The organism is Paracoccus haematequi, assembly GCF_900631945.1.
GTDB classification, from domain to species: Bacteria; Pseudomonadota; Alphaproteobacteria; order Rhodobacterales; family Rhodobacteraceae; genus Paracoccus; species Paracoccus haematequi_A.
This window is the reverse complement of sequence record NZ_UZWE01000030.1, coordinates 1-26,100: the sequence shown is the minus strand read 5'-3', so window position 1 is coordinate 26,100 and position 26,100 is coordinate 1. Positions and strand designations below refer to the sequence as shown.

Annotated in this window: 26 protein-coding genes and 1 tRNA gene; 15 read left to right on the top strand and 12 right to left on the bottom strand. The window is 66.6% G+C overall.

From position 1 onward, the window contains the following. Position 1: 1 nt before the first annotated feature. Genes PARHAE_RS10110 through PARHAE_RS10090 form a run of 5 tightly spaced genes read left to right on the top strand, consistent with a single transcriptional unit; the run spans position 2 to position 6,098 of the window. Positions 2-889: a branched-chain amino acid ABC transporter permease gene (locus PARHAE_RS10110; protein WP_126154494.1), complete on the top strand. Its 888-nt coding sequence runs from the start codon at positions 2-4 to the stop codon at positions 887-889. Continuing rightward, the gene (locus PARHAE_RS10105; protein WP_126154493.1) at positions 889-1,887 is read left to right on the top strand and encodes a branched-chain amino acid ABC transporter permease; all 999 of its coding nucleotides are present in this window, start codon (positions 889-891) and stop codon (positions 1,885-1,887) included. Before PARHAE_RS10110 ends, PARHAE_RS10105 begins: the two co-directional genes overlap by 1 nt. Further along, entirely contained in the window at positions 1,887-3,485 is a 1,599-nt protein-coding gene (locus PARHAE_RS10100) for a GMC family oxidoreductase (RefSeq protein WP_126154492.1), read from the top strand. The genes PARHAE_RS10105 and PARHAE_RS10100 overlap by 1 nt, the downstream gene beginning before the upstream one ends. A gap of 48 nt (positions 3,486-3,533) precedes the next feature. Next, positions 3,534-5,132 carry a gamma-glutamyltransferase gene (gene ggt / locus PARHAE_RS10095; protein ID WP_126154491.1) on the top strand — a complete coding sequence of 533 codons (1,599 nt, stop codon included), beginning with the start codon at positions 3,534-3,536 and terminating at the stop codon, positions 5,130-5,132. 6 nt (positions 5,133-5,138) lie between these two features. After that, positions 5,139-6,098, top strand: a complete 960-nt coding sequence (locus PARHAE_RS10090; protein WP_206436927.1) for a 2-hydroxyacid dehydrogenase — start codon at positions 5,139-5,141, stop codon at positions 6,096-6,098. Positions 6,099-6,154: 56 nt separating this feature from the next. Here the strand turns inward: PARHAE_RS10090 and PARHAE_RS10085 are convergent, their stop codons facing one another. Continuing rightward, the gene (locus PARHAE_RS10085; RefSeq protein ID WP_126154490.1) at positions 6,155-7,525 is read right to left on the bottom strand and encodes a dicarboxylate/amino acid:cation symporter; all 1,371 of its coding nucleotides are present in this window, start codon (positions 7,523-7,525) and stop codon (positions 6,155-6,157) included. 224 nt (positions 7,526-7,749) lie between these two features. Here PARHAE_RS10085 and PARHAE_RS10080 point away from each other — a divergent pair, with 224 nt between their 5' ends. Together PARHAE_RS10080 and PARHAE_RS10075 are read left to right on the top strand one after the other, a co-directional pair. After that, positions 7,750-9,408: a sensor histidine kinase gene (locus PARHAE_RS10080; RefSeq protein WP_126154489.1), complete on the top strand. Its 1,659-nt coding sequence runs from the start codon at positions 7,750-7,752 to the stop codon at positions 9,406-9,408. Further along, entirely contained in the window at positions 9,405-10,727 is a 1,323-nt protein-coding gene (locus PARHAE_RS10075) for a sigma-54-dependent transcriptional regulator (RefSeq protein ID WP_126154488.1), read from the top strand. Before PARHAE_RS10080 ends, PARHAE_RS10075 begins: the two co-directional genes overlap by 4 nt. On the opposite strand, the gene cysW is transcribed toward PARHAE_RS10075, so the two are convergent. From cysW to PARHAE_RS10040, 7 genes are all read right to left on the bottom strand, one after another. Next, a complete protein-coding gene (gene cysW, locus PARHAE_RS10070; RefSeq protein WP_126154487.1) occupies positions 10,728-11,546 on the bottom strand; it encodes a sulfate ABC transporter permease subunit CysW in 819 nt (272 codons plus the stop codon). It abuts the gene before it with no gap. Beyond that, positions 11,543-12,391 (bottom strand): sulfate ABC transporter permease subunit CysT, encoded by an 849-nt coding sequence (gene cysT, locus PARHAE_RS10065; RefSeq protein WP_126154486.1) that lies wholly within the window; start codon positions 12,389-12,391, stop codon positions 11,543-11,545. Before cysT ends, cysW begins: the two co-directional genes overlap by 4 nt. A gap of 2 nt (positions 12,392-12,393) precedes the next feature. Then, positions 12,394-13,395, bottom strand: coding sequence for a sulfate ABC transporter substrate-binding protein (locus tag PARHAE_RS10060; RefSeq protein WP_420899402.1), 1,002 nt, complete (start codon positions 13,393-13,395; stop codon positions 12,394-12,396). A 2-nt stretch (positions 13,396-13,397) separates the two neighbouring features. Beyond that, the gene (locus PARHAE_RS10055; protein ID WP_126154485.1) at positions 13,398-14,498 is read right to left on the bottom strand and encodes a sulfate/molybdate ABC transporter ATP-binding protein; all 1,101 of its coding nucleotides are present in this window, start codon (positions 14,496-14,498) and stop codon (positions 13,398-13,400) included. 207 nt (positions 14,499-14,705) lie between these two features. After that, complete coding sequence (locus tag PARHAE_RS10050; RefSeq protein ID WP_126154484.1) at positions 14,706-16,697, bottom strand: capsular polysaccharide biosynthesis protein; 1,992 nt, start codon at positions 16,695-16,697, stop codon at positions 14,706-14,708. 7 nt (positions 16,698-16,704) lie between these two features. Further along, the gene (locus PARHAE_RS10045) at positions 16,705-17,781 is read right to left on the bottom strand and encodes a polysaccharide biosynthesis/export family protein (protein ID WP_126154661.1); all 1,077 of its coding nucleotides are present in this window, start codon (positions 17,779-17,781) and stop codon (positions 16,705-16,707) included. A 164-nt stretch (positions 17,782-17,945) separates the two neighbouring features. Further along, positions 17,946-19,280: a capsule biosynthesis protein gene (locus PARHAE_RS10040; RefSeq protein ID WP_241232762.1), complete on the bottom strand. Its 1,335-nt coding sequence runs from the start codon at positions 19,278-19,280 to the stop codon at positions 17,946-17,948. A 139-nt stretch (positions 19,281-19,419) separates the two neighbouring features. Here PARHAE_RS10040 and PARHAE_RS10035 point away from each other — a divergent pair, with 139 nt between their 5' ends. The 5 genes from PARHAE_RS10035 to PARHAE_RS10015 all read left to right on the top strand — a co-directional run bounded on the left by PARHAE_RS10035 (position 19,420) and on the right by PARHAE_RS10015 (position 23,153). Then, on the top strand, positions 19,420-20,037 hold the full coding sequence (locus PARHAE_RS10035) for a riboflavin synthase (protein WP_126154483.1): 618 nt from the start codon (positions 19,420-19,422) through the stop codon (positions 20,035-20,037). A gap of 53 nt (positions 20,038-20,090) precedes the next feature. Then, on the top strand, positions 20,091-20,579 hold the full coding sequence (nusB, locus tag PARHAE_RS10030; protein WP_126154482.1) for a transcription antitermination factor NusB: 489 nt from the start codon (positions 20,091-20,093) through the stop codon (positions 20,577-20,579). Between the two features lie 77 nt (positions 20,580-20,656). Beyond that, on the top strand, positions 20,657-20,968 hold the full coding sequence (locus tag PARHAE_RS10025; RefSeq protein WP_126154481.1) for a hypothetical protein: 312 nt from the start codon (positions 20,657-20,659) through the stop codon (positions 20,966-20,968). A gap of 411 nt (positions 20,969-21,379) precedes the next feature. Beyond that, a complete protein-coding gene (locus PARHAE_RS10020; RefSeq protein WP_126154480.1) occupies positions 21,380-22,345 on the top strand; it encodes a DUF481 domain-containing protein in 966 nt (321 codons plus the stop codon). Positions 22,346-22,688: 343 nt separating this feature from the next. Further along, positions 22,689-23,153 (top strand): MmcB family DNA repair protein, encoded by a 465-nt coding sequence (locus tag PARHAE_RS10015; protein ID WP_126154479.1) that lies wholly within the window; start codon positions 22,689-22,691, stop codon positions 23,151-23,153. On the opposite strand, the gene PARHAE_RS10010 is transcribed toward PARHAE_RS10015, so the two are convergent. Next, entirely contained in the window at positions 23,134-23,352 is a 219-nt protein-coding gene (locus PARHAE_RS10010; protein WP_126154478.1) for a DUF6324 family protein, read from the bottom strand. The genes PARHAE_RS10015 and PARHAE_RS10010 overlap by 20 nt on opposite strands. Positions 23,353-23,452: 100 nt before the next feature. Here PARHAE_RS10010 and PARHAE_RS10005 point away from each other — a divergent pair. The 3 genes from PARHAE_RS10005 (at position 23,453) to PARHAE_RS09995 (ending at position 24,737) form a co-directional block, all read left to right on the top strand. Continuing rightward, a tRNA-His gene (locus PARHAE_RS10005) sits at positions 23,453-23,529 on the top strand. A 105-nt stretch (positions 23,530-23,634) separates the two neighbouring features. After that, positions 23,635-24,069: an ElaB/YgaM/YqjD family protein gene (locus PARHAE_RS10000; protein WP_126154477.1), complete on the top strand. Its 435-nt coding sequence runs from the start codon at positions 23,635-23,637 to the stop codon at positions 24,067-24,069. Positions 24,070-24,077: 8 nt separating this feature from the next. After that, positions 24,078-24,737: a phage holin family protein gene (locus tag PARHAE_RS09995; RefSeq protein ID WP_126154476.1), complete on the top strand. Its 660-nt coding sequence runs from the start codon at positions 24,078-24,080 to the stop codon at positions 24,735-24,737. 54 nt (positions 24,738-24,791) lie between these two features. On the opposite strand, the gene grxD is transcribed toward PARHAE_RS09995, so the two are convergent. From grxD to PARHAE_RS21060, 3 genes are all read right to left on the bottom strand, one after another. Next, on the bottom strand, positions 24,792-25,154 hold the full coding sequence (gene grxD, locus PARHAE_RS09990; protein ID WP_126154475.1) for a Grx4 family monothiol glutaredoxin: 363 nt from the start codon (positions 25,152-25,154) through the stop codon (positions 24,792-24,794). A gap of 44 nt (positions 25,155-25,198) precedes the next feature. Next, positions 25,199-25,441, bottom strand: a complete 243-nt coding sequence (locus tag PARHAE_RS09985) for a BolA/IbaG family iron-sulfur metabolism protein (RefSeq protein ID WP_126154474.1) — start codon at positions 25,439-25,441, stop codon at positions 25,199-25,201. Positions 25,442-25,553: 112 nt separating this feature from the next. Beyond that, positions 25,554-25,721 (bottom strand): hypothetical protein, encoded by a 168-nt coding sequence (locus PARHAE_RS21060; RefSeq protein WP_164555205.1) that lies wholly within the window; start codon positions 25,719-25,721, stop codon positions 25,554-25,556. Between the last annotated feature and the right edge of the window lie 379 nt (positions 25,722-26,100).

Below are 26,100 nucleotides of genomic sequence, written 5' to 3'. Positions count from 1 at the left end.
CATGACCATGATCTTCGGCATCCCCGTCCAGGCGCTGATGGGCCAGCTTCTGGTCGGCCTGATTAACGGTTCCTTCTACGCGCTGCTGTCACTGGGTCTTGCGGTCATCTTCGGCCTGCTGCGCGTGATCAACTTCGCCCATGGCGCGCAATACATGTTGGGCGCCTTTACCGCGCTGCTGCTGCTGACGATGGGCGGCGTCAACTACTGGCTGGCGCTGATCCTGGCGCCGCTGATCGTCGGCCTGTTCGGCGCCATCATCGAACGCACGATGCTGTCGCGGCTTTACAAGCTGGACCACCTGTATGGGTTGCTGTTCACCTTCGGCCTCGCGCTCGCCATCGAAGGGACGTTCCGTTACTTCTACGGCGCCTCGGGCATGCCCTATGCGGCGCCCGGCGCGCTGACTGGGGCGGTCAATCTGGGCTTCATGTTCCTGCCGATCTATCGCGGCTGGGTGGTGATCGCATCCCTGATCGTCTGCCTGGGGGTCTGGTTCCTGATCGAGAAGACCAAGCTGGGCGCATACCTGCGCGCCGCGACCGAGAACCCGACCCTGGTGCAAAGCTTCGGCGTGAACGTGCCCCTGCTGCTGACGCTGACCTATGCGTTGGGCGCGGGACTTGCGGCCTTCGCGGGGGTGCTGGCGGCGCCGGTCTATCAGGTCAGCCCGCTGATGGGATCGAACCTGATCATCATCGTCTTCGCGGTCGTCGTGGTCGGCGGCATGGGTTCGATCCTGGGGGCCATCGTCACCGGCTATCTGCTGGGCGTGGTCGAGGGGCTGACCAAGGTCTTCTACCCCGAGGCCTCGAACATCGTGATCTTCGTCATCATGGCCATCGTCTTGATCCTGCGCCCGGCGGGCCTTTTCGGAAAGGATGCCTGATGTCCGGCAAATCCGAACCCATCGCCACCGAACAGATCGCCGTCCACCCCCGTTCCGGCTGGATCCGGCTGGCGCTGCTGGCGGTGATCGCGGCCGCGCTGCTGCTGGCACCGCAGTTCCTGTATCCGATCTTCCTGATGAAGCTGCTGGCCTTCGGCCTCTTCGCGGCGGCCTTCAACCTGCTGCTGGGCTACACGGGCCTGCTGTCCTTCGGCCACGCCGCGTTCTTCGGCGGGGCGGCCTATTTCACCGCCCATGCGGTCAAGGTCTGGGGCTGGCCGCCCGAGGCCGGAATCCTGCTGGGCGTCCTGGGTGCCGCCGCCCTGGGGTTGGTGATGGGCGCCATCGCCATCCGCCGCCAGGGCATCTATTTCGCCATGATCACCCTGGCCCTGTCGCAGATGTTCTTCTTCTTCTGCCTGCAAGCGGGCTTCACCCATGGCGAGGACGGGATCCAGTCCGTGCCGCGCGGCCGCCTGTTCGGCCTGTTCGACCTGTCCGACACGATGACCATGTACTACTTCGTGCTGGCGGTGTTCATCCTGGGTCTGCTGATCATCTGGCGCTTCGTGAACTCGCCCTTCGGCATGATCCTGAAGTCGATTCGGGAAAACGAACAGCGGGCGATCTCGCTGGGCTATTCGGTCAGCCGCTACAAGCTGGGGGCCTTCGTGATGTCGGCGGCGCTTGCCGGGCTGGCGGGGGGCGTCAAGGCGCTGATCTTCCAGTTCGCGACGCTGACCGACGTGTCCTGGCAGATGTCGGGCGAGGTGATCCTGATGACCCTTCTGGGCGGCATCGGCACTTTGGCCGGGCCGGTCGTCGGCGCCGGGCTGGTGGTCACCTTGCAGAACTACCTCGCCACCTCGGACTTTCCGGTCACGATCATCACCGGCGTGGTGTTCATGGTCTGCGTGCTGGTCTTCCGCCGCGGCCTGATCGGCGAATTCTTCGCCAGCAAGCTGGGCCGCAAGATTGGGTTCAGGGCCGAAAACTGATGGAAAGCTACGATTACATCGTCATCGGCGCGGGGAGCGCCGGTTGCGTCCTGGCGAACCGCCTGTCCGCCGATCCCAGGGCGCGGGTGCTGTTGCTGGAAGCGGGTGGCCGAGACAATTACCACTGGATCCATATTCCGGTCGGATACCTGTATTGCATCGGCAACCCGCGCACCGACTGGGGCTTCAAGACCCAGGCCGAGGTAGGGCTGGGGGGGCGGTCTCTGCTCTATCCGCGGGGCCGGGTGCTGGGCGGCTGTTCGTCGATCAACGGCATGATCTATATGCGCGGTCAGGCGGCGGATTACGACCACTGGCGCCAGATGGGTTGCACCGGTTGGGGCTGGGACGACATCCTGCCGCTGTTCAAGGCGCAAGAGGATTTCTATCGCGGCGCCGACGACGCCCATGGCTCGGGCGGCGAATTGCGGGTGGAAACCGCCCGCGTCCGCTGGGCCGTTCTGGACGCCTTCATGGAGGCGGCGGAACAGGCGGGCATCCCGCGCACGGATGATTTCAACCGGGGCGACAACGAGGGCGGCGGCTATTTCGACGTGACCCAACGCGCTGGATGGCGGTGGAGCGCGGCCAAGGCCTTCCTGCGCCCGGTGCTGTCGCGCCCCAACCTGCGCGTGCTGACAAGCGCCGAGGTCGAGCGGCTGGTGATCGAACAGGGTGAAGTCAGGGGCGTCGTCTTCCACCATCAGGGCCAGCGGGTTCAGGTCCGGGCGGTGCGCGAGACCGTGCTGTCGGCGGGGGCCATCGGATCCGTTCAGGTTCTGGAACAATCCGGCGTGGGCCGGGGCGAGGTGCTGCAAGCCGCAGGCATCGCCCCGCAGATCGAGGTGCCGGATCTGGGCGAGAACCTTCAGGATCATCTGCAACTGCGGCTGGTCTACAAGGTCAAGGGCGTGCCGACACTGAACGAAAAGGCCTCGCGGCTGTTGGGCCGCGCGTCCATCGGGCTGGAATACCTGCTGAAGCGGTCCGGTCCGATGTCGATGGCCCCCAGCCAGTTGGGCATCTTCGCGAAATCCGGCCCCGACAAGGCCACGGCGGATCTGGAATTCCACGTCCAGCCGGTCAGCCTGGACAAGTTCGGCGATCCGGTCCACCCCTTCCCGGCGATGACGGCCAGCGTCTGCAACCTGCGGCCCGAAAGCCGGGGTTCGGTCCATGTCACCGGCCCTGATTTCCGCGCCCATCCGGCGATCCGGCCGAATTACCTGTCTACCCCCGGCGACCGGGACGTGGCCGTGCGCGCGATCCGGCTGGCGCGCAAGATCGCCGCGCAGCCCGCCTTTACGCGCTTCGATCCCAGCGAGCATGTGCCGGGCATCGCCTTTCAGACCGACGACGATCTGGTCCGCGCGGCGGGCGCGGTCGGCACCACGATCTTCCACCCGGTCGGCACCTGCCGCATGGGCACGGATGACGGCGCGGTCGTGGATCCGCGCCTGCGGATGCGGGCGCTTGGGCGGCTGCGGATCGCGGATGCCTCGATCATGCCGACAATCACCAGCGGCAATACCAACGCGCCGGTGATGATGATCGCCGAAAAGGCCGCGCGGATGATGCTGGAGGATGCGCGGGGTTGATCCCGCCTTCCCCCGCCGCCTAAGCTGCCCGCGAAAGACGGGAACAGCATGGCCTTGCCCTTCACCTGCGAAAAGCGCCCCGCCAGCGGCGCCCTGGGCGTCGTCGTGACGAACGCGCCGTTGGGTTCCGCCGCGGGATCCGAGATGCTGGCCATCGGCGGCAATGCCGTGGACGCCGCCGTGGCCGCGCTGCTGACGCTGACGGTGGTGGAGCCGATGATGGTCGGCATTGCGGGCGGCGGCATCGCGCATCTGCGGCTGGCGGACGGGCGGCATGTGGTGATCGACGCGCTGTCGGTCGCGGGGCAGGGCGCGCGGCCGGACATGTTCACGCCGGTCTCGGACCTGCCCGACGCCTATATGGAGACCGAGGGTCGGCGGAACCGGGTCGGCCCTTCGGCGGTGGCCGTGCCGGGCAATCTGCGCGGCTGGTTCCTGATGCAGCGGCGATACGGGCGGCTGCCCTGGGCCGATGTGGTGGAACCGGCGATCCGCGCCGCCGCGCGCGGGTTTATCGTCAGCCCCTATCTGCACGGCGCGATCCGCGAACACGAGGCAGACCTGCGCGCCGATCCCGAAATCGCCCGCTTGCTGCTGCCGGACGGTGCGCCGCTGGCGCCGGGCGCACGGCTGGTGATGGGCGACTATGCCCAAAGCCTGCGGCTGATCCAGGCGCAGGGTGACGAGGCGCTGCACGGAGGCGATCTGGGCCGCGCTCTGGCGGACCGGCTGGCCGATGGGGGCCATGTCACCCTGGCCGATCTGAAAGACGCGGGCGCCGTTGAACGCGAACCGATCTTCGGCAGCTATCGGGGCCACACCATCGTCGGCCCGCCGCCGCCCGCGTCCTCGGGTGTCCATATCGTCCAGATGCTGAACATGCTGGAACCCTTCGACCTGCGCGGCATGGGATTTGGCCATCCCGACACGATGGATCTGATGGCGCGGGCCATCGCGCTTGCGTTCGAGGATCGGCGCGCCGCATCCGGCGATCCCGATTTCGTGGATGTGCCGGTGGATCGCTTCACCAGCAAGGACTATGCACGGCGGCGGTTGCCACATGAAAGCCGCGACACGACCCATGTCACGGCGGCTGACCGCGACGGCATCATCGTCAGCGCCACGCATACGATCAACGGGCTGTGGGGCGCCTGCTTCATGGTGCCGGGGACGGGGATCATCCCCAACAACTATATGCTGAACTATGATCCCCGGCCCGGTCGGGCGCTGTCGGTGGCGCCGGGCAAGCGGGTGCCGACCTCGATGGCGCCGATGATGGTGCTGCGGAACGGACAGCCGCTCTATGCCCTCGGCCTGCCGGGGGCGGTGCGGATTTTCCCGTCCGCCATGCAGGCCATCGTCAACCTGATCGACCACGGCATGACCCTGCAACAGGCGGTCGAGGCGCCGCGCCTGTGGACCGAGGGCCATCACCTGGAACTGGAACCCGCCTATGCCCCGCAGGCCGAGGCCATGCGCGCGCGGGGCCATGACGTGCGGCTGGTCAAGACCATCGGCGGCGGCATGAATGCCATCGGCTTTGCGCCGGACGGGATGATGACGGGCGCTGCCTGTTGGCGCGCGGACGGCACCGTGATGGCGCAGGGCGGCGGATTGGCGCGGCCCGGCATCCGCTTCGTGATCTGAGGTGACATGACACAGGTTGTTCTGCTGGACCCCGCTGCCCCCGACCGGCTGGATCGCATCCGGCCGTTCCTGCCGCAGGGCTGGGTGCTGACCACGGCGGCCTCGCGCAGCCCGCAGGACCAGCTTGCCGCGCTGCAAGGGGCCAGCTTTGCCATTACCGGCGACATGCCGGTGACGGCGGCGATGATGGCCGTGCCGGGGTTGCGGGCGGTTCACAAATGGGGCGTGGGCTATGATTCCATCGACCTGGACGCGGCGCGCAGGCATGGGGTGCGCGTGTTCCGCACCACCGGGTCGAATGCGGTCGCGGTGGCGGAAACGACGCTGGGCCTGATCCTGGCCGTCAACCGCAACATCGCGCGCGGGCATCTGGGGATCGCCCAGGGCGGCTGGCCCAAGGGGCAGGTGGCGCCAAGCTCGACCACGCTGTCGGGGCGCACGGTCGGCATTGTCGGCATGGGCCATATCGGCAAGGCCCTGGCGCGGCTGCTGCGGGGCTTCGGCTGCCCGATCCTCTATGCCAAGCGCACCCCCTTGCCCGTGGACGAGGAAGCCGCGCTTGGCCTTCACTTTGCGCCGCTGGATCAGTTGCTGGCGGCCTCGGACGTGGTGACGCTGAACTGCGATCTGAACGACAGCACCCGCAACCTGATCGACCGCGACCGGCTGGCGCTGATGAAGCCCGACGCGATTCTGGTCAACGCCGCGCGCGGCGGGGTTCTGGTGGAATCCGATCTGGCCCAGGCCATCCGCGAAGGCCGCCTGCGCGGCGCCGGCATCGACGTCTTCTCGGTCGAGCCGATCCAGCCCGACAATCCCCTGCTGGGCCTGGACCCCGTGGTCCTGACCCCGCATCTGGCGGCGCTGGATGCGGGCGGTTTTGCGCCCTCGGTCAGGCGGATGATGACGAACCTGCTGGCGGTGCAGCAGGGCACGCCGCCCCAGGGGATCGACGTGCTGGTCTGAGCCACGGAAAAAGGCGCCGCATCGCCGCGGCGCCTTTCGGGGTCGGTGGCGGCGGATCAGTCCGCGCTGGATTCGCCCAGTTGCAGGCCTGCGGGATGCACGGCCAGGCCGGTAACGGGCGAGGCATAGCCGCCGTCGGCGCGGCCGCCCAAAGCGGCCTCGAACTGATCGCGGTCGAAGGCGCCGTGCCAGCGGCTGACGACCACCGTGGCGACCGCGTTGCCGATGAAGTTGGTGATCGACCGGCATTCCGACATGAAGCGGTCAACGCCCAGGATCAGCGCCATCCCGGCGACGGGAACGGTCGGCACCACCGACAGCGTGGCGGCCAGGGTGATGAAGCCCGCCCCGGTAACGCCCGCCGCGCCCTTGGACGACAGCATCGCGACGGCCAGCAGCAGGATTTGCTGGGACAGCGTCAGGTCGGTGTTCGTTGCCTGGGCGATGAACAGCGCGGCCAGCGTCATGTAGATGTTGGTGCCGTCCAGGTTGAAGCTGTAGCCGGTCGGCACGACCAGACCCACCACGGGGCGCGCGCAGCCCGCCTTTTCCATCTTCTCCATCAGCGAGGGCAGCGCCGATTCCGACGAGGACGTGCCCAGGACCAGCAAGATCTCGGCCTTGAGATACGAGATCAGCCGGAAGATCGAGAAGCCGTTCAGCACGCAGACAGTGCCCAGGATCACGATCACGAACAGGGCCGAGGTCAGGTAGAAGGTGCCCACCAGCATCGCCAGGTTCATGATCGACGCGATGCCGTATTTGCCGATGGTGAAGGCAAAGGCCCCGAAGGCGCCGATGGGTGCGGCCTTCATCAGGATGTCGACGACGCGGAAGATCGCGAAGCTGGCCGATTCCAGGATGTTCAGGACGGGCTTGCCCTTTTCGCCGACCATGATCAGGCCGATGCCGAACAGGATCGCGACGAACAGCACCTGCAGGATATTGCCCTCGACGAAGGCCGAGACCAGCGTGTCGGGAATGATCCCCATGACGAAGCCGATCAGCGAGGTATCATGCGCCTTTTCCGCATAGCCCGCCACGGCCGAGGCATCCAGCGAGGCCGGGTCGATGTTCATGCCCGCGCCCGGCCGGACCACGTTCGCCACGATCAGCCCGACGATCAGCGCCAGGGTCGAGAAGGTCAGGAAATAGGCAAACGCCTTGCCCACCACCGAACCCACGCCGCGCAGCGATCCCATGCCCGCCAGCCCGGTCACGAGGGTCAGGAAGATCACCGGCGCGATGATCATCTTGACCAGCTTGATGAAGCCGTCGCCCAGGGGCTTCAGCGCCTCGCCCGTTTGCGGATAGAAATGGCCCAGCAACGCGCCCGCCGTGATCGCGATGATGACCTGGAAGTACAGGTGCCGATAAAACGGCCGCTTGTCATGGGCCACGGGGTGCGCGGATGTATCCAGCTGCATGGGAAGGCCTCCTCCTGCCTGTATGTCGATTGGATGACGCATCTTAAGACTTTGGCAGGGCAGCCCAAAAAACTTGCGGCATAGCGGCAATGCGCTGAAAACATGGCTGTTTCTCTCAATTGGGGTGGCGAATCCGTGTGGTTTTCCGCACAGGAGGATCCTGCTAGTGTGGAAAAGGAAACACCTTGCCAAAAAGCCGGAGGCGCGCGGATTTGCAGGATGCCTTGCCCAGCACGGACGATTCGCCGCCCTTGTCGCGCGCGGCGGGATGGCTGGCGCTGCTGGCCCTTGCGCTGCTGGTGCTGGTTCCTGCGGCGGTCTTTTGGGGAGTCCGGGCGGGCGCTCTGGACAGCCTGCGGGACGAGGGCATGGCCGCCGCGCAGTCGCGGGCGCTGACGCTGGAAAGCATCCTGGACCGGCAGCGCGCCGTGGTGGCGATTCTGGCGGATGACGCGATGATCCGGGCCACGCTTCGGCAGGGTTCCGACACCGACGACGCCGCATCCGCCAAGCTGGAGCGGCTGCGGGCCGAGACGCAAAGCACGGTCCTGTACCTGATGGACCCCACCGGGCGCACCATCGCCGCGTCGAATTGGAACCAGCCTGACAGCTTTCTGGGCCACGACTACAGCTTCCGCGACTATTTCCGGCGCGCCAACCCGACCGCGATGGAATTCGCGCTTGGCACCGTCAGCGGGCAGCCGGGGCTGTACCTGTCCCATGATATTAGGGACGGCGCGGCGTTGCTGGGGGTGGTGGTTGTCAAGGTGCAATTCGACGCGTTGGAGGCCGCTTGGGCGCGCAGCCCCAATGCCACCCATGTGACCGAAGCCGGTGGCCGCATCATCATCACCACCGAACCGGGGCGGCGTTTCACAACCGGACCTGTGGCCCAGGATGACAGCCTGGCGATCGCCCTGCCGGTGCGCGGGACGGGCTGGACGCTGTCCATGAACCTGCCGATGCACGAGGCGCGGCAGACCGCGCTTTATGCCGCCGGTGCGGCTGCGCTCGCGGTGCTGCTGCTGGCCGCGCTTGCCGAACAGGCCCGGCGGTCGCGGCTGCGCGCCGCGCGCAGGGCCGATGCCGACCGCGCCTATCGCGCCGAACTGGAACGCGCCGTCGCCGAACGCACCCGCGACCTGTCGCAAGAGATGCGCGAACGCCAGTTGGCCCAGCAGCGGCTGGCGCAGATGCAAGCCGACCTGGTGCAGGCGAACAAGCTGGCCACCATGGGCCAGATCACCGCCGGTGTCGCGCACGAGATCAACCAGCCCCTGGCGACGATCCGCCTGCTGGCCGAAAACGGCCAGGCCATGGCCCCCGATGGCCCGGCGGTTGACAACCTGTCCCGCATCACCCGCATGGCCGACCGGATCGGCCAGATCACCGACCAGCTTCGCGGCTTTGCCCGCAAGGCCACGGGTCAGGTGGGCGCCGTGCCCCTGCGCCCGGTGATCGAGGCGTCGCTGCTGCTGACCGCCAGCCGCCGCAAGGCCAGCGACATGCCGGTGCACCTGCCCGACATTCCCGAAGGGCTGGCCATCCTGGGAGAGCGGGTGCGGGTCGAGCAGATCCTGGTCAACCTGCTGACCAACGCCTTCGAGGCGCAGGAGGACCGGCCCGATCCCTGGGTCCGCCTTGCCGTTCGGGCCGAAGGCGACCTTGTGACGCTGACCGTCGCGGATAACGGTCCGGGCCTTTCGCCGCAGGTCAGGGACCAGCTTTTCGCGCCCTTCGCCACCAGCAAGGCGCAGGGGCTTGGGCTGGGGCTGGTCATCTCTCGCGACATCGCGCGCGATCTGGGGGGCGATCTGACCGCCGACGATCCGGTCGGGGGGCAGGGCGCCACCTTTCGCCTGACGCTGAGGAGAGCCGCATGACAGGACTGGTCCGGCTGGTCGAGGATGACGAGGATCTGCGCGCGGCCCAGGTCCAGACCCTGCGGATGGCGGGCTTGCAGGTCCAGGATTTCGGCCTTGCCGCTGATGCGTTGCGCGGCGTGACGCGCGATTTTCCCGGCGTGGTGCTGTCCGACGTAAGGATGCCCGGCATGGACGGGATGCAACTGTTCCAGCACCTGCACGCCATCGACCCGGATCTGCCGGTGATCCTGCTGACCGGGCATGGCGACGTGCCGATGGCGGTCACGGCGCTGAAAGCGGGTGCCTATGACTTCCTGACGAAGCCCGTGGCGCGCGACGTGCTGCTGGCGGCGCTGAACCGGGCGCTGTCGGCCCGCGCGCTTGTGCTGGAGAACCGGGAATTGCGGCAGGCCAGCCATGACGCCTCTGACAGCTTTCCCGAACTGGCGGGCGGCAGCGAGGTGATGGACCATCTGCGCACCGCCCTTGACCGCGTGGCCCAGGCCGGGGGCAATGCCCTGCTGACCGGCCCGGACGGGGCGGGCAGGCTGATCGTGGCCCGCGCCATCCACCGCCAGGGCCCGCGCCGCGCCCGCGCCTTCGTGCATCTGGCCTGCGACGCCCTGGACGAGGCGCGTTTCGACGCCGATCTTCTGGGCGGCGACGCCATGGGACCGCGCGGCACCCGGCAGGCCGGGCAGTTGGAGCGGGCGCAGCGGGGCGTGCTGTTCCTGGACCGCGTCGACGCGCTGTCGCCCGCCATGCAGGCGCGGCTGTCGGCCATCGTCGAGGCGGGCGAGTTCTGGCCCGCCGGCGCCGCCGCGCCGCGGCCGATGGACGTGCAGCTTCTGGCTTCGACCCAGGCCGATCTGTCGCAGCGGGTGGCCGAGGGGCGGTTCGACGCGCGGCTGTTCTATCGCCTGTCGGGCACCGTCCTGCCGGTCCCGTCCCTGGCGGAGCGGCGCGAGGACATCCCGGCGCTGTATCGCCATTTCCTGCTGGCGGCTTGCGCGCGGCTGGACCGGCCCGCGCCTGCGATGACCGGCGCGGTCAAGGCGCGGCTGTCGGGGCATGGCTGGCCGGGAAACCTGCCCGAACTGCGCGGCTTCGCGGAAAGCCAAGCCATTGGCGTGACGCCCTTCGACGCGCCCGAAGGCGGCGATGCGCCGGGCCTGCCGGATCTGGTCGCCGCCTACGAGGCCGAACTGATCCGCGATGCGCTGCGGCTGGCGGGCGGCAACGCGACCGCCGCGATGGCGCGGCTGCGACTGCCGCGCAAGACCTTTTACGACAAGCTGGCGCGGCACGGGATCAGGCCCACCGATTTCCGGCGCTGATCAGCGGGTCCGCCCCTCCAGCACGGTTTTCAGCACCAGCACCACAAGCGCGATCAGCGTCAGGGTGGACGCGGCGGCGAAGGCGCCGACGATGTTGAGGTCGTTGAACAACAGCTCGATCTGAAGGGGCAGGGTCATGGTCTGGCCCCGGATCGCGCCCGACACCACCGACACGGCGCCGAATTCCCCCACCGCCCGCGCCGTCGCCAGCACCGCGCCGTAAAGCAGCGCCCAGCGGATATTCGGCAGCGTCACCCGCCGGAAAATCTGCCAGCCCGACGCGCCCAGCGTCAGCGCCGCCTGTTCCTGTTCGGACCCCTGCGCCTGCATCAGGGGCAGCACCTCTCGGGCGACGAAGGGGCCGGTGACGAACAGCGTCACCATGACGATGCCGGGCAGGGCGAACAGGATCTTCACCTCGCCCGCCGCCAGCAGCGGTCCCAGCAGCCCCTGCCGTCCGTAGAGCAGCAGATAGCAGACCCCGGCGATGATCGGCGAGATGGAAAACGGCAGTTCGATGATCGTCAGCAGCGCCTTGCGGCCCGGAAAGGTGAACCGCGCGATCAGCCAGGCCGAGGCGATGCCGATGGCAAGATTGATCGGCAGCGTGATCGCCGCCACGACCGAGGTCAGCCAGATCGCGTGCAGCGTGTCGGGCGCCAGGATGTTCTGGGCGAAGACCGCAAACCCGCCGGAAAACGCCCGCCAGAAGATATAGGCCAGCGGCACCACGACGATGAACAGCGTCAGCGCGACCGCCAGCCCGATCAGCAGGCGCGCGCCGCCCTGGTCGGGGCGCGGGGCGAGGACGGCGCTCATGCGGGCACCCTGCGCCGGGTCAGCCGCGCTTGCAGCCAGTTCGACAGCACCAGCAGCACCATGGCGATGGCGACCAGGGTCAGCGCGATGGCGGCGGCACCGTTATAGTCGTATTCCTCAAGCCGGATGACGGCCAGAAGCGAGGCGATTTCCGTCTTCATCGGCAGGTTCCCGGCAATGAAGATCACCGCGCCGAATTCGCCCAGCGAGCGGGCGAAGGCGATGGTCGTGCCGACCAGGAAGGCGGGCAGGATCGCCGGAAAGATCACCCGAGCGAAAATCTGCAAGGGCGTGGCGCCCAGGGTCCGGGCGGCTTCTTCCTGACTGTGGTCCAGATCTTCCAGGATCGGCTGGACGGTGCGGACCACGAAGGGGATCGAGGTGAAGGACATCGCCACCGCCACCCCCCAGATCGTATAGACGACCGGGATTCCGGCAGGGGCCAGCACCTGCCCGTACCAGCCGTTTTCGGAAAACAGCGCGGTCAACGCCAGGCCAGCGACGGCGGTCGGCAGGGCGAAGGGAATGTCCATCATCGCGTCCAGCAGCCTGCGGCCCGGAAAGCGATAGCGCACCAGAACCCAGGCCATCAGCAGGCCATAGAGCGCGTTGAACGCCGTCGCCAGGGCTGCGGCGGTCATGGTCAGCCGCAGCGCGGCCAGGGTGCGGGGGGCGGTCACGATGGCCCAGAAGCGGGCGGGGCCGATCTCGGCCCCTTTCAGGAACAGGGCGATCACGGGCAGCAGCACGATGATGCCGACATAGGTCAGCGTCAGCCCCATCGTCAGGCCGAAGCCCGGCAATACGCGCCGCTGCCGCCCGCTGGCGGGAAGGGCCGCCGTCATGCTCATTGATTGACGAACACCGTGTCGAGGATGCCGCCTTCCGCGAAATGGTCGGCCTGCACCTTGTCCCAGCCGCCGAACACGTCATCGACCGTGACCAGCTTCACGTCGGGGAAGTTGGCGGCGAATTCGGCGGTGATCGCCTGGTCATGGACGCGGTTGAAGTTCTTGGCCAGGATGCGTTGCGCGTCGGGGGAATAGAGGAAATCCAGATAGGCCTTGGACACCTCGGTGGTGCCTTTGCTTTCCGTGTTCGCGGTCACCACGGCGACGGGGAATTCCGCCAGCAGCGACAGCGACGGGGTGACGCGTTCCAGCCTGGCATCGGCATATTGCTGGGCGATGCCGCCGGTCTCGGCCTCGAAGGTGATCAGCACGTCGCCGATGCCGCGTTCGGCGAAGGTCGCGGTGGCCGCGCGCCCGCCCTGGTCGAAGACCGGGACATTGGCGAACAGCTTTTTCACGAAGTCCTGCGCCGCCGCCTGGTCGCCGCCGTTCTTGTCCAGCGCATAGGCATAGGCCGCCAGATAGGTATAGCGCCCGTTGCCGCTGGTCTTGGGGTTCGGGAAGATCACCTGCACGCCGTCCTGCGTCAGGTCGTCCCAGTCGTCGATATTCTTGGGATTGCCCTCGCGCACCAGGAAGGCGGGCAGCGAATAATAGGGCGAGGCTTCGTTGGGGAAGGCCTCGCGCCAGTTTTCGTCGACCAGGCCGTCCTTGGCCAGCACGTCGATATCGGTCACCTGGTTGAAGGTCACGACATCGGCGGGCAGCCCTTCCAGGATCGCGCGGGCCTGTTTCGACGACCCGCCATGCGATTGGTCGATGGTCACGGCGCGGCCGGTTTCCGCCTTCCATTTTTCGGCGAAGACCGGGTTCAGTTCGGCGAACAGTTCGCGGGCAATGTCGTAGGAGACGTTCAGGATCGCATCCTGGGCCGCCACGGGCGAGGCAAGGCCCAGCATGACGGCAAGGGTGGCGGACAGGCGGGTTTTCACGCGGATCGTCACGGGCGGGACTCCTTCAGGGCCTTGGGTGCTTCGACAGGGGCGGCGTCGGCGGGCGCGGCGCCGCCGGGAAAGATCTGGCCCGCGATGACGCGCAGGGCGACGGGTTGGTCCTTGCGCAGGTCGCGGCCCTGGCGGCGCGGCATCTCGGCCTCGATCCGGCAGGCGGCGGCGTTTTCCGCCACGATCCGCAGCAGCGCGCCGGTCGAGGCGATTTCCGTCACCCGGAACGGCGCGGCGGGATCGGGGACGGGCTGAATGTCGGCGGGGCGCAGGAACAGCGTGGCGGGGCCGTCGGGCAGCGCGCGGCGGGGCAGGGCGGTCAGGTCCAGGCCCGCCGCCTGCGCGCGGCCCGACCGGATCGTCACCGGCACCTCGACCGTCAGGCCCAGGAAGCGGGCGACGAAGGGTGTCGCGGGATGGTCATAGATCTCGTCGGGATGGCCGGTCTGTTCGATCACGCCGCCGTTCATCACGACCACCCGGTCGGCCAGTTCGAAGGCTTCCTCCTGGTCGTGGGTCACGAAGATGGTGGTGGTCCCGGCGCTGTCGTGGACGCCGCGCAGCCAGCGGCGCAGGTCGCGGCGGACCTGGGCGTCCAGCGCGCCGAACGGTTCATCCAGCAGCAGCACGCGCGGCTCGATCGCCATGGCGCGGCCCAGGGCGACGCGCTGGCGCTGCCCGCCCGACAATTCGGCCGGATAGCGGTCCGCCAGCCCGTCGATCTGAAGAAAGGCCAGCAGCCGGTCCACGGTGGCGGCGATCTGCGCCTTGCCGGGCCGGTCGGCGCGCGGCAGGACGGTCAGGCCGAAGGCGATGTTGTCGCGCACGGTCATGTGCGGAAACAGCGCGTAATGCTGGAAAACGAAGCCGATCCGGCGTTCGGCGGCGGATTTCACCAGCCAATCGGTGCCATTGAAGGACAGCGCGCCCGCATCCGGCCAGTCCAGCCCGGCGATGATCCGCAACAACGTCGTCTTGCCCGATCCCGAGGGGCCAAGCAGGGCGATCAACTCTCCTTTCCCGACGGTCAGGTCGATGCCGCGCAGAACCTGGGTCGTGTCGAAGCGCCGGGCAAGATGCGAGATGGCAAGCGACATGGGCGGACCTTCCTGATTGCGCGCCACAGTTAGCAACGGCGCGCAGGCTTGCCAAGGAACGGGGCTGGGCGTTCCAGGGGCCCGCCAGAGAACGGCATTCTTCGCGGACAACGCTGCGGAAAATCCCGGTCCGCCATGGGCCGTGACGCGCAGGCCTGGTTCGCGAAAGCGGGGACGGCGGCGCGACATTGTCCCTTTTTTGCGCCCTCAGCGCCGCCAGATCCAGCTGTGCCCCGCCATGCCGCCTTGCAGCTTCGACAGCAGGCGCAGCATGGGCGCGCGCGGGCCGATGCCGTGGCGCAGCCAGTCCACCGCGACCTCGACCGGGCAGGGCAGGCCGGTCACCGGGTCGCGATAACGGGGATAGGCGATCAGGCAGGCATGGACCAGGGCGGCCAGGTCCGGCCGCGCGACGCGGCGCGGCGGCACCGGCCCCAGGTCGCGGGTCAGGCCCCAGCCCGCATAAAAGGGCGCGCCCAGGGTCGTCACGGGGACGCCGCGCAGCAGCGCCTCGAACCCCATGGTCGAGGTGATGGTCCAGACCTGATCGGCAAGTGCCAGCAGGGCGACCGGATCGGCGTTGACGGCCACCTCATCCGCAAGGCCCGAGGCGTCGATGGCGCCCCGCCGCAGCCCGGCCTCGACATCGGGATGGGGCTTGAAGATCAGATGCGCGTCGGGGTTCTCGCGGCGGACGCGGCGCAGCAGATCCAGGTTCGTGCGTTCCGCCCCCGCGCCCAGCCGGATCGAGGCGTCGTCCTCGACCTGGCCTGGAACCAGGATACGCGGGCGGTCGGTTGCGGCGGGGCGATAGCTGCCGGTCAGGTTGTATTTCGACAGGCCAGCGGCCCGGATCGCCGCGATCAGCCGTTCCGCGCGCGCCGTCCCGCCAGGCGGCGGACCGGCGGCGATCAGCCGTTCCAGGCGGCTTTCGCGCGCCGGATCGTAATAGATGCCCAGGTCGTCGGCCACCAGCGACAAAGGCGGCGTCAGGGCGGCCCCCAGCCCGCGCGACCGCAGGAACCCGTCCTCGACCCGGATCGCGCCCGGCACTGCGGCGGCTGCGCCCGCCCAGGCCAGGGTCACGCGGGGCGAGGGCCTGCCGGTAAAGCGGACGCCCGCCCCGTCGCCAAAGGCGCGAGCGATGGCCGGGCGTTTCCACAGCCGCATCCCCCCGGCCAGATGCCCGTCGCGATCCTGGCGAAAGGCCTGCGCCTCGGCCTCGATCTGGTCCAGGGCGCCGTCGAAATCGGTCAGGCGGTCGCGGCAGGGATCGTACCAGACCGGGGCGGACAGGTGGCTTGCGGCGAACAGCGCCTCGGGCGTGGCGGGGCCGCGCCGTCCGGGGGGCAGGGGATATTCGTCCTGGCTCAGCCCCCACCCGGCATGGAAGGGCTGTCCGAACAGCCGGGGGCGGTGGCCGGCGAGGATCGCCTCGTATCCCAGCTGCGAACTGACCGCATAGACGGCATGGGCGTTTTCCAGCAGCCGCCAGGGCGAGATCTCGTGGTCGCACAGGGCCTCGCCGGGCGCCAGGTCGGCGCGGTCCAGATGGCCGGGCCGCAGCCCCCGGATGGTTTCGGGATGGCTGCGCAGCAGGATCGGACGGCCCGGATGTTCGCGCCGCGCCGCGTCCAGCATCGCCAGGAAACGCCCGCGCCCCGCGCCCATCAGGGACGCATCTCCGCGCGTCTGGTCGATCACCAGCACATAGCCCGGACTGGGCGCGGGCAGGTCGGGCCGATGGGCGTTGTATTTCGACAGATCCGCCGCGCGCAGCCGGGCGATGCCGTCGCGGGCGCGCTGTTCCTGGGCCGAGGGGACACCACGCAGCACCAGGGCTTCGATCAACGAAGGGCGCGACGGGTCGAAATGCACCCCCAGCGGGTCGATCAGCAGGCCGACCGGCCCGCGCCGGGCGACATGACCCCGCGCGCGGCCCGGCAGGATGGACCGCAGGAAAGCGTCCTCGACCGTGACCAGGGCCGCGCCCGTGTGCCGGGCGACGGCGCGGCCGCGCCAGGCGGTCGGGCTGGCGCCCCAGACCGCCACGCTGTCGCCGGGGCCGGGCAGTCCCAGCCGCAACTTCCAGCCCGCAAGCGCCAGGATCCGGCGCAGGCGCGGTTCCCGCCAGAAGCCGCCGCTGAATGCGAAAAGCCGCCGGTGCTTTCCCCCGGCGGCCCCTTGTTCGTCGATCATGCGGCTGTCACTGCGCCAGGTTCTGAACTGCGTTGGCAGAGTTGATCGGCCCGATCAGGGCTGCCAGCCGCTTCTGCCACTGAACATAGGGCGCCTCGGTCACATAGACCGTATCCTCATCCCGGATCAGGAAGTCGCGGGCCAGGAACAGCCCGTTCGGCCGCGTGAGATCCAGGACATAGGCGATGCGCTGCGATCCCTGCACCGACTTGCCCAGCACGCGCGAGGCGACCTGTTCGGGTTCGTCGCGCAGGATGAACACGCCGGTCGGATCGGCCAGGTGAGAGTTCAGCCCCCCGACCATGGCGACGGCCTCGACCGCGTTGATCGATTCATTGCCCAGCGGAACGCGGGTCTGGCCGCCAAGCGCGCCCAGGGCGGTGAAGCTGCGCTGATCTTCCTCGACCAGGATCACGTCGCCGGGGCGCAGCGCGATGTCGTTGCTGGCGTTGGAATACAGATCCGTCAGCCAGACCTTGCCGGTGTTGTTGCCGCGTTTGACGGTGACCACCGCGATCTCGGGTTCGATGGACACGCCGCCCGCGCGCGCCAGCATCGCCGACAGCGACCGGGTGGGCCGCTCGATCGGGTAGACGCCCTGAGCCGTGACCTTGCCCATGACCGATACCGTGGCGCCGTTGCCGGCCACCCGCGTCACCGTCACCTGCGGATCGGGGGTCTGGGTGGCAAGCCGTTCGGTGATGATCTGGCGCAACTGATCGGGCGTGTTGCCCGCCGCCTGGACCCGGCCCGCATAGGGCACGAAGATATAGCCGCCGCTGTCCACCTGGATTTCCTGCAACGCGGTCGAGCTGTTCCCCAGCGAGGTCAGAAGCCCGTCATCCACGTTTTCCCAGATGGACAGGCCCAGCACGTCGCCCGCGCGGATCTCGTCGGCGCCGACCTGCCCGGCGCCCCGGAAGCTGTTCGAGAAACCATAGGACGGGGTGAAGTTCGTCGTGCGGGCAACGTGATCGTTCACATAGATCACATGCGTATTGCCGCCCTTTTCGACCGCCCCGGAATAGATCTCGGACTTGCTGGGGCCGGACCGGGGCAGGCTGCACGCCGCCAGCAGCGTCATCGCGGCAATCAGCGTCAGGCGCACGGCCAGACCCGCCGCCGAACGGGCAGGAGAAAGCTTCACTGTCACCTCTCGAAACTCCTGTTCCTTTGCCCGGACTTGCTGTCCGGTTGTGCGCGCAATTCTAGACTGCGCGGTCGGCGGGCGCCACACCTTCCTGCGCGCTAGTCCAGAACTTCGCCGATCTGCTGGCGGCGATGACAGCGGCCCGCCGCCAGCGCCTGATACGGATCCTCGGGTGCCAGGATCAGATCGGCCACCAGCCGCAGCGCATGGGCGCGCGACCGGCGGGAATAGAACCCCCCCGGCACCTGGCTGGTTTGCAGCAGATAATCGCGGAACAGGCGATAGGCGGCGGTGTCGGGCCGTTGGGGATGGGCCATGAAGTCGGCCAGCGCCTGTTCCGACACCAGCCCCGGCTTGCAATAGACGGCGCGGCCCAGGGCCTTGACCGGCAAGCCGCGCCACAGCGCCTGCTGGGCCGCCGTCGAATTGACGGTGATCACCGCGCGGGCATGGGCGATCATGTCCGCCAGCTTGCCGCCCCGGACGTAATGCACCCGATCCGCCACGCCGTGCCGGGCCGCCGCGTCGCGGATCGACCGGCGGTTCCGGGCGCGCCCGTCCTCCAGCGGATGGGCCTTGAACAGCAGGTGGTGGTGGCGGGGGGCGGAACGGGCGAATTCCGCCACCACCTGTTCGATGAACTGCCGGTTCAGGGAAAGCGGCGAATGGCCCAGCATGTTGGAATCGTGTTCCAGTTGCATGGGCACCAGCAGATAGGGATCGCCCGACAGCCGGAAGCGTCGCCACTGGACCGCGCGGGTCAGCGAATGGACCGGCGTCAGGATCAGCCGGCCGAGGTTCAGGCGGAATTCGTCGAAGACCGGCAGGGCACGGTGGCTGGCGAACTGGCGATAGCGGCGGTTCGCGACCAGCACCAGGAAATGATACAGCGCCCCATAGGCCTTGTGCTGGCGCATGTCGCCCCAATGGGCGGGCGGCCGCCGGACCTCGGACGCGGTGTCGCGCAGCATCGCGCGCATGTCCGACAGAGAGATATTCAGCAGCGGCGAATGCCCGTTCGACCCGCCGCGTTCATAGCTGATCCAGTACGGGCGCAGATAGCCTTCCTCGAACACGTGCAGCCGCAGGTTCAGCGCCTGGGCGGCGTGGCGTGCGGCGGCGTGGATCGGGCGCATGTCGCCGTAAAGAACGATGTCCGTCACCCCCTTTTCGGCCAGGATCACCGTCAGATGGGCGGGCCAGTCCGCGCTGCTGCCGGTATGGCGCAGCAGATGCACGGGATCGGACCAGAAGAATTCGTCCCCCGCGTTGAAGGCGCATCGCCAGACCTGCGCGCCCGCCGCCCGCAGCAATCGGCCCAGCCGGTCGAAGAACGGGCCATGCGGTCCCTGCAACAGCAAGAAGACGCGCTGCGGGGACGCATCCCGCTGAACTTCCTGCACCGCACTGAAATCGTTACGAACCTGGAACACTGGGAGAACCCCATGAAGCGCAACACACGCGCGACACAAATTTTTCACAGGAAGGTTAACAAAGATTTAACGGCATGCTGGACTTGCGCCGGTTCAGGCCATCGCCTAGGTCTTTTCGCTGGAAACATGGGGTGCGCAGGTGTTCACAGGCATCATCACGGATATCGGCACGGTCGCGTCGGTGGAAATGCGCGGCGACATGCGCGCGCGGATCGATTGCGGCTATGACATGGCGACCGTGGACTTGGGCGCCTCGATCGCCTGCGACGGGGTCTGCCTGACCGTGGTCGACAAGGGGCCTGGCTGGTTCACGGTCGACATCTCGGCCGAGACGCTGTCCAAGACCAATATCGGCGCGAATGGCTGGCAGGTCGGGCGCAAGCTGAACCTGGAACGCGCACTTCGCGTGGGCGACGAACTGGGCGGCCATATCGTCAGCGGTCATGTCGACGGCGTGGCCCGCGTGGCCGAGCTGCACGAAGAGGGCGACAGCCTGCGCCTGACGTTCGAGGCCCCGGCCGCGCTGGCCCGCTTCATCGCGCCCAAGGGTTCGGTCGCGCTGAACGGCACGTCGCTGACCGTGAACGAGGTGGCAGGCAACCGCTTCGGCGTGAACCTGATCCCGCATACCCGGCAGGTGACGACCTGGGGCGGCGTCGTCCTGGGCGATGCGGTCAACCTGGAAATCGACACCCTGGCCCGCTATGTCGCGCGGCTGGCCGAGGCGATGGCCGCGCCGCTGCCCGCCGGGGCTTGACGCGGGACGGCTTTCGCGACATTGCAGCCGGTCTCTGTGACAAGGCCCGATCCATGACCGTGAACGACGACAAGCAGACCGACAAGCGCGCCGACCGCCGGGCGAAAAGCAGCGGGGCGCGCTTCTACGCCGTTCAGGCCCTGTATCAGATGGAGGCCGCCGGTCAGTCCGCCGACCGGGTGACGCGGGAATTCGAACTGTATCGCCTGGAGGCCGAGGACGAGGATGGGCAGTATCTGCCCGCCGACGAAGGGCTGTTTTCTCGCCTTGTCGATGCAGCCGTGACCTGGCAGTCGCGCATCGACCAGGCGACCGATCGCGGCCTGGTCGCCAAATGGCCCATCGACCGGATCGATCCGGTACTGCGCGCCCTGTTCCGCGCCGCCGGGGCGGAACTGGTCACGCCGCAGACCCCGCCCAAGGTGGTCATCACCGAATATGTCCGCCTGGCCGAGGCGTTCTTTCCCGAGGGCCGCGAGCCGAAATTCGTGAACGCCGTCCTGGATCACGTCGCCCGAGAGCTGCGCCCCGAGGCCTTCTGACGCAGGCCCCACTTCCTACTGCTTTTCCGTGGGAAATACCCTATATCTTGGATCTGTCGTCCGATTTGGGGTGCGTCATGCCGATCATGGTTCGTGTCTATATCCGCAGCGTCCTGATCGGCGCTGCGCTGGCCTGTTGCTTCGTGGCCGCGCTTTTGGCGCTGGATGTTGCGCATCTGCGGCACCTTGTCCTGAACAGCACCGTGGGCTGGCTGGCCGTGGTCATGCTGGTCGCCTTCAACACCATCGTCTTTTCGGGGGTTCAGTTCGCCATCACGGTCATGGAACAGGCCGAATCGCCGCCGTCGTCCGGCCGCCGGTCGTGGATCGGGCGTCCGCCGAGGAAAGAGGCGGTTCGGGTGCCGGTCACAACGGCACCGCGAAAATAAACCTGCTCTGGTTCCTTCGGCGCGATTGGGTGTGATATCGTGTCGATTATGCAACAGCTGAACGCGTTGCCGCCGGACAAAATTCCGCACAGATTTTAGGCAATCACGGAATTATTTCATCCATCTTGCCGGGCTGCTGGCAAGCTCGCGGGATGCCGACGACCGATTTGGTTAATCGCGCCAAGAGGTTCCAAAGCACCGAATTGAGTTCCCGACTATCCCATCACCCGCATATTTCGGCGGAATTTTGCCTGATTTGTCTCTGTTCAAACCCTCTCACTTTTTCGGGACGTGCAGACGTTTTTCGCGGCCCTATGAACCAGGGCAGGGGGGGATTACTTCATCTTTCGCAGAGATGCTCTGGCGTCCCACAGACGTTCAGAACAACAAAACTCAGCTCGTGAGGAAAAGATGAAAAAAGTTACGCTGCTGACCGGCTCCGCCGCTCTGATCGCCGCACTGTCGGCCCCGGCATTCGCCCAGACCGAGATTGCGGCGGGTGCGGATGCGACCGGGATCTCGGGTATCAACGACCGGATCATCGATGTCGAGGACGCCGTTCAGGACGATTTCGACCGTGATAACGACGACGCGCGCTTCGGCAACCCCGACCGCCGCGAGGGCCTGTTCGGTTCGATCGCGCTGACCTATGCGGGCAGCACCGGCAACACCGAAAGCCAGGACTTCTCTCTTGCGGGCCGCGTGTCCAACAACGCCGGTCCCTGGCAGCAGTCGGTCGGGATGCTGATCGAATTCGGTGAAGACGATTTCGGCAACAAGGACAAGGAAGAAGTGTCGACCATCTATGATGGTGCCTACTACTTCAACGACCAGTTCTATGCCTTTGTCCTGGGTCGCTTCAGTGTCGATGGTCTGGCCAACGGCGAGGCTGATTACGACGGCCAGCCCGACAACGAGATTGCCGAAAAGCTGGGCGATTTCGCCCGCGACGGCTTCATCGGCGTGGGTCCGGGCTATCGCGTGATCAACACCGAAGCGACCGCTTGGCGGGTTCAGGCGGGTATCGGTTATCGCTATACCCAGACGGGCGCCCAGAAGGCTGGCTTCAATCTGGAATACAATCCGGTGACCGACAGCTACGACCGTGTTGCGGTCAACGATTCGTCCGATAGCGGCGTCGGCTATATCGTGTCGTCGCGTCTGTACCACCGTTTCAATGACATGGTGTTCATCACCAACGACACCGACTATCTTTCTTCGAAAGACTCGGATGACGTGATCACCAACCAATTCGGCGTCAACTTCCAGATGTCCGACCAATTGGCGACCCGCGTCAGCTACACCACCGAGTACCAGGAAAACCGTCCGATCCGTACGGACAACACCCTGGGCGTGTCGGTCGTCTACGGCTTCTGATCGCAGCCACAGTCATCGAAAGGGCGGCCCGCAAGGCCGCCCTTTTCGCATGTATCCGGTATGAAAAAAACCGCCGATGCCAAGGCAGGGCGGTTGGGTAGGGTGGCGGGAACCGCAGCAACCGCGGCGGCGCGAGATTTCCCGAAAGCCTGGATTACCAGGTGGGCGCCGGGTAACGAGACCAGGGTCACGCCAGAGCCAGCCCCCTCGGAAAAGTTATAGGCCAGTGGAAAAATGGCCGCGCGCGAGAGGAGCAGAAACCCGCCAAGGCAACAGATAGGGACAGGGCAGGGCCACTTCAAGCGCCTTGAAGGATGTTGCCGCTTCGTTCTATAAGCGGACCATGACCCATCTGGATCCGACCCTTCCCGCCATGCCCGGCCACCGTCTTGCGCGCGGCGTGGGGCGGCTGTTGCGCAGCATGGATCACGCGGTGCTGACCGAATTCTCGCCCAGCCGCGGCCTGCGGGTGGATGTGATCAGCATGGGTCCGAAGGGCGAATTCTGGATCGTCGAATGCAAAAGCTGCCGCGCGGATTTCATGGGCGACCGCAAATGGCAGGGTTATGTCGAATGGTGCGACCGCTATTTCTGGGCGGTCGATTGCGACTTTCCCTCGGAACTGCTGCCCCCCGACACCGGGCTGATCTGCGCCGATGCCTATGGCGCCGAAATTCAGCGCATGGCACCCGAGGCCCGGCTGGCAGGCGCGCGCCGCAGCAGGATCATGCGCGACTTCGCCCGCGCCTCGGCGTTGCGCCTGCAAGGCCTGACCGATCCCGATGCCCTTACCGCCGGGGTTTTTTAGGCTTCCCCCCGGTCTTTCCCATGCTGCGCGCGGCTTCGGCTGCGGCCAGCAGTTCCTCGGCGATTTCGGTGGCTTCCTCGGGATCGAAATCCAGCGGCAGGTCGATCTCTTCGGCTTGCAGATAGATGCGCACCATGCCCTGATCGGTGGGGCCGACTTGCAGATTGGCCGCAATGTCGCTTTGGCTGTTGATGCTCATGACCGTCATCCTTCTGTGATGGGTTTCTGTAGCCTGCATGAATTTTCACGGCAAGTCGGGCTTGCAACGGGACCGAACCGGCGTTACAGAACGCAACCGTGCCGCCTTAGCTCAGCTGGTTAGAGCGCTAGATTGTGGATCTAGAGGTCCCCCGTTCGAGCCGGGGAGGCGGTACCATTTCCCCAAAGCCCGGCATTCAATTAATCTTCTGCGGTGCGGAACAATGCCCTTGTTCCATGTGTTTAAGCCCTGATGGTGACAATCACACCGGAGGACATTTCCATGGCTGAACACAATCCCACAGCAAACGACCTGAAAAAAGACGCCGCCGCCGCAGGGCAGCAGGCCAAGCGCGACCTGAACGAGGGCGCCCGCAAGATCGGCGAGGATATCCGCGATACCGCCGACAAGCTGTCAAACAACTCGGGCACCGAGAATCTCAAGGAACGCGGCGCGGAACTGGCGCAGAATGCCCGCGAAACCGCGCAGGATTACGTTCACCGCGCCCGCGAGGTTGGCGGCGAATATGCCGGCCGCGCCAAGGCCGAGGCCGAGCGGCTGTACGAGACCGGCCAGCAGAAGGCCTCCGAGGTCGCCCATTACGCCGAGGAGCGGTATGACGAAGTGTCCGAAATGGTTCGGCGCAATCCCGCGCAAGCCCTGGGCATCGCCGCCGGTATCGGCTTCCTGGTCGGCCTAATCCTGGCCCGTCGCTGAGGTTTCCCATGTTCGACTATGCGCAGCGTCTTCAACTGGCTCTCAAGGACACGGCGCGTCGGTCGGTCATGAAGGCGGCGGCCGGGGGTGTCCTGGCCGTTGCCGTTGGGTTCCTGATAGCAGCCCTTTGGTCGTTCCTGGCCCATGATCTGGAATTCGGATCGGCCTTGGCGTCTCTTGCCGTAGCCGTGCTGTTCATCCTGATCGGGCTGATCCTGTTCGCGATGTCCAAGGCCACCCGTCACGAAATGCCGACCACAGACGATCTTCGCAAAGAGGTCGAGGCTCGGGTCAGTCTGGCGGCCGATGCGGCGGTCGAAAAGGCGCGGGCCGAGGCCGAGCGGGTCGTGGACATGGCGGGCCAAAAAGTGTCGTCTTTGATGGACGAGGCCAGCTACAAGGTTACGAAGCTGGCCGATGACACCGAACGCCGGGTCTTCGGCGCGGCGCGTCATGCGGCGCAGGCCGTGGGGTTCACGCAAGGCAACCTGGATACCGTGCGGTCCAAGGTCGAAGGCGCGACCGAGACGCTGTCCCGCGCGCACAACAGCAACGCGGGCAGTATGGCCAAGCTGTTAGGAGCTTTTGCCCTCGGCGTTACCTTGGCGGCCAAGTTGAAGGAACGACACGACGACGACGATTACGACTATCAGGATGATATCCTGTAAACTGAACGGGCCGCCCAAGAAGGCGGCCCGCTTCATGTGTAAAATCCGATCGGATCAGGCGTTCGCTTCGCGAATTTTGTCCGCAGCGGCCTTGTCATAGGACACGCCCTTCTGGTCGAACAACTGATCCAGTTCGCCCGAAAGGGTCATCTCGGTCACGATGTCGCATCCACCCACGAACTCTCCCTTGACATAGAGCTGCGGGATCGTCGGCCAGTCCGAGAAATCCTTGATGCCCTGGCGGATATCGTCATCGGCCAGCACGTTCACGTCGCGGTAATCGACGCCCATATAGTTCAACACGCCCGCGACGCGGCTGGAAAAACCGCATTGCGGCATTTCCTTGGTGCCTTTCATGAACAAGACGACATCCGCATTGTCCACCAATCCTTGAATTTTTCCAGTTACTTCCGTCATGTCTTTCATCCTGTGTCTGATGGTCTGGCCAAGGGGCAGGGGCCTCAGTCAGGCGCTTTGGTGGTCAATGCCAAGGCGTGAAGGGCGCCCGATTTGCCCGCCATCTTGTCCTGCAACGCCGCATAGACGGCGCGCTGCTGCTGGACGCGGTTCTGACCCCGGAAGCTTTCGTCGATCACCTCGGCGGCATAGTGATTGCCGTCGCCCGCCAGGTCGGTGATGGTGATCTGCGCGTTGGGAAAGGCCACGCGGATAAGGGCCTCGATGTCATGCGCTTCCATCGCCATGGGATTGTCCTTCTGCCTTTGCTTTTCTGATGTAGGGGAAGCCGAAAGCTCTCGCAAGACCAACGCCGAACGGCCGCGACTGGCGCGGCCGTTCAGGACGTGGTTTCAAAGATCAGTTTGCGGTCGCTGCGCCCACGGTTCCGCCGACGATCGCGCCCGCAGGCCCGGCGACAACCGCGCCTCCGATGCCGCCGGTCGCGGCGCGTTCCGTTGCCGTATTGCCGCAGGCAGCCAGCATGAAAACGATGCTGCCGCAGAGACTTGCCGTCAGTATCCGCATCAGATTGTCCTTTCTGCGCACCCAATTGCGCTGCTATTTCAGAAAGCGTCGGAACTGACAAAAGTTCCGTAGGGGCAGGCCCAAATGCGACTTTGGCTGCCGGGAAAGTTTCTTGCGTCGGCAGTCGCGTTCGGACTGTGCCGCAGCCTGCAATTTCGCGCGCCGGCGCAGGGCAAGATGCTAGGGCGCCCCGGTCACGTCCCTCAAAGTGGTGTAACATCCGGGGTGGCCCCAGGGCATGAGACAGCTTTTTGCGATAATGCTGAGAATGGGACCGAACGTAACCGGCCGATTGTTACCGCGGCGGTTGAGCCTTGAAGCGTTGCGCGAGTTCAGGATCGCTAACGAAGTCGTCGAGGAACTGGTGCCAGGTTTCTGC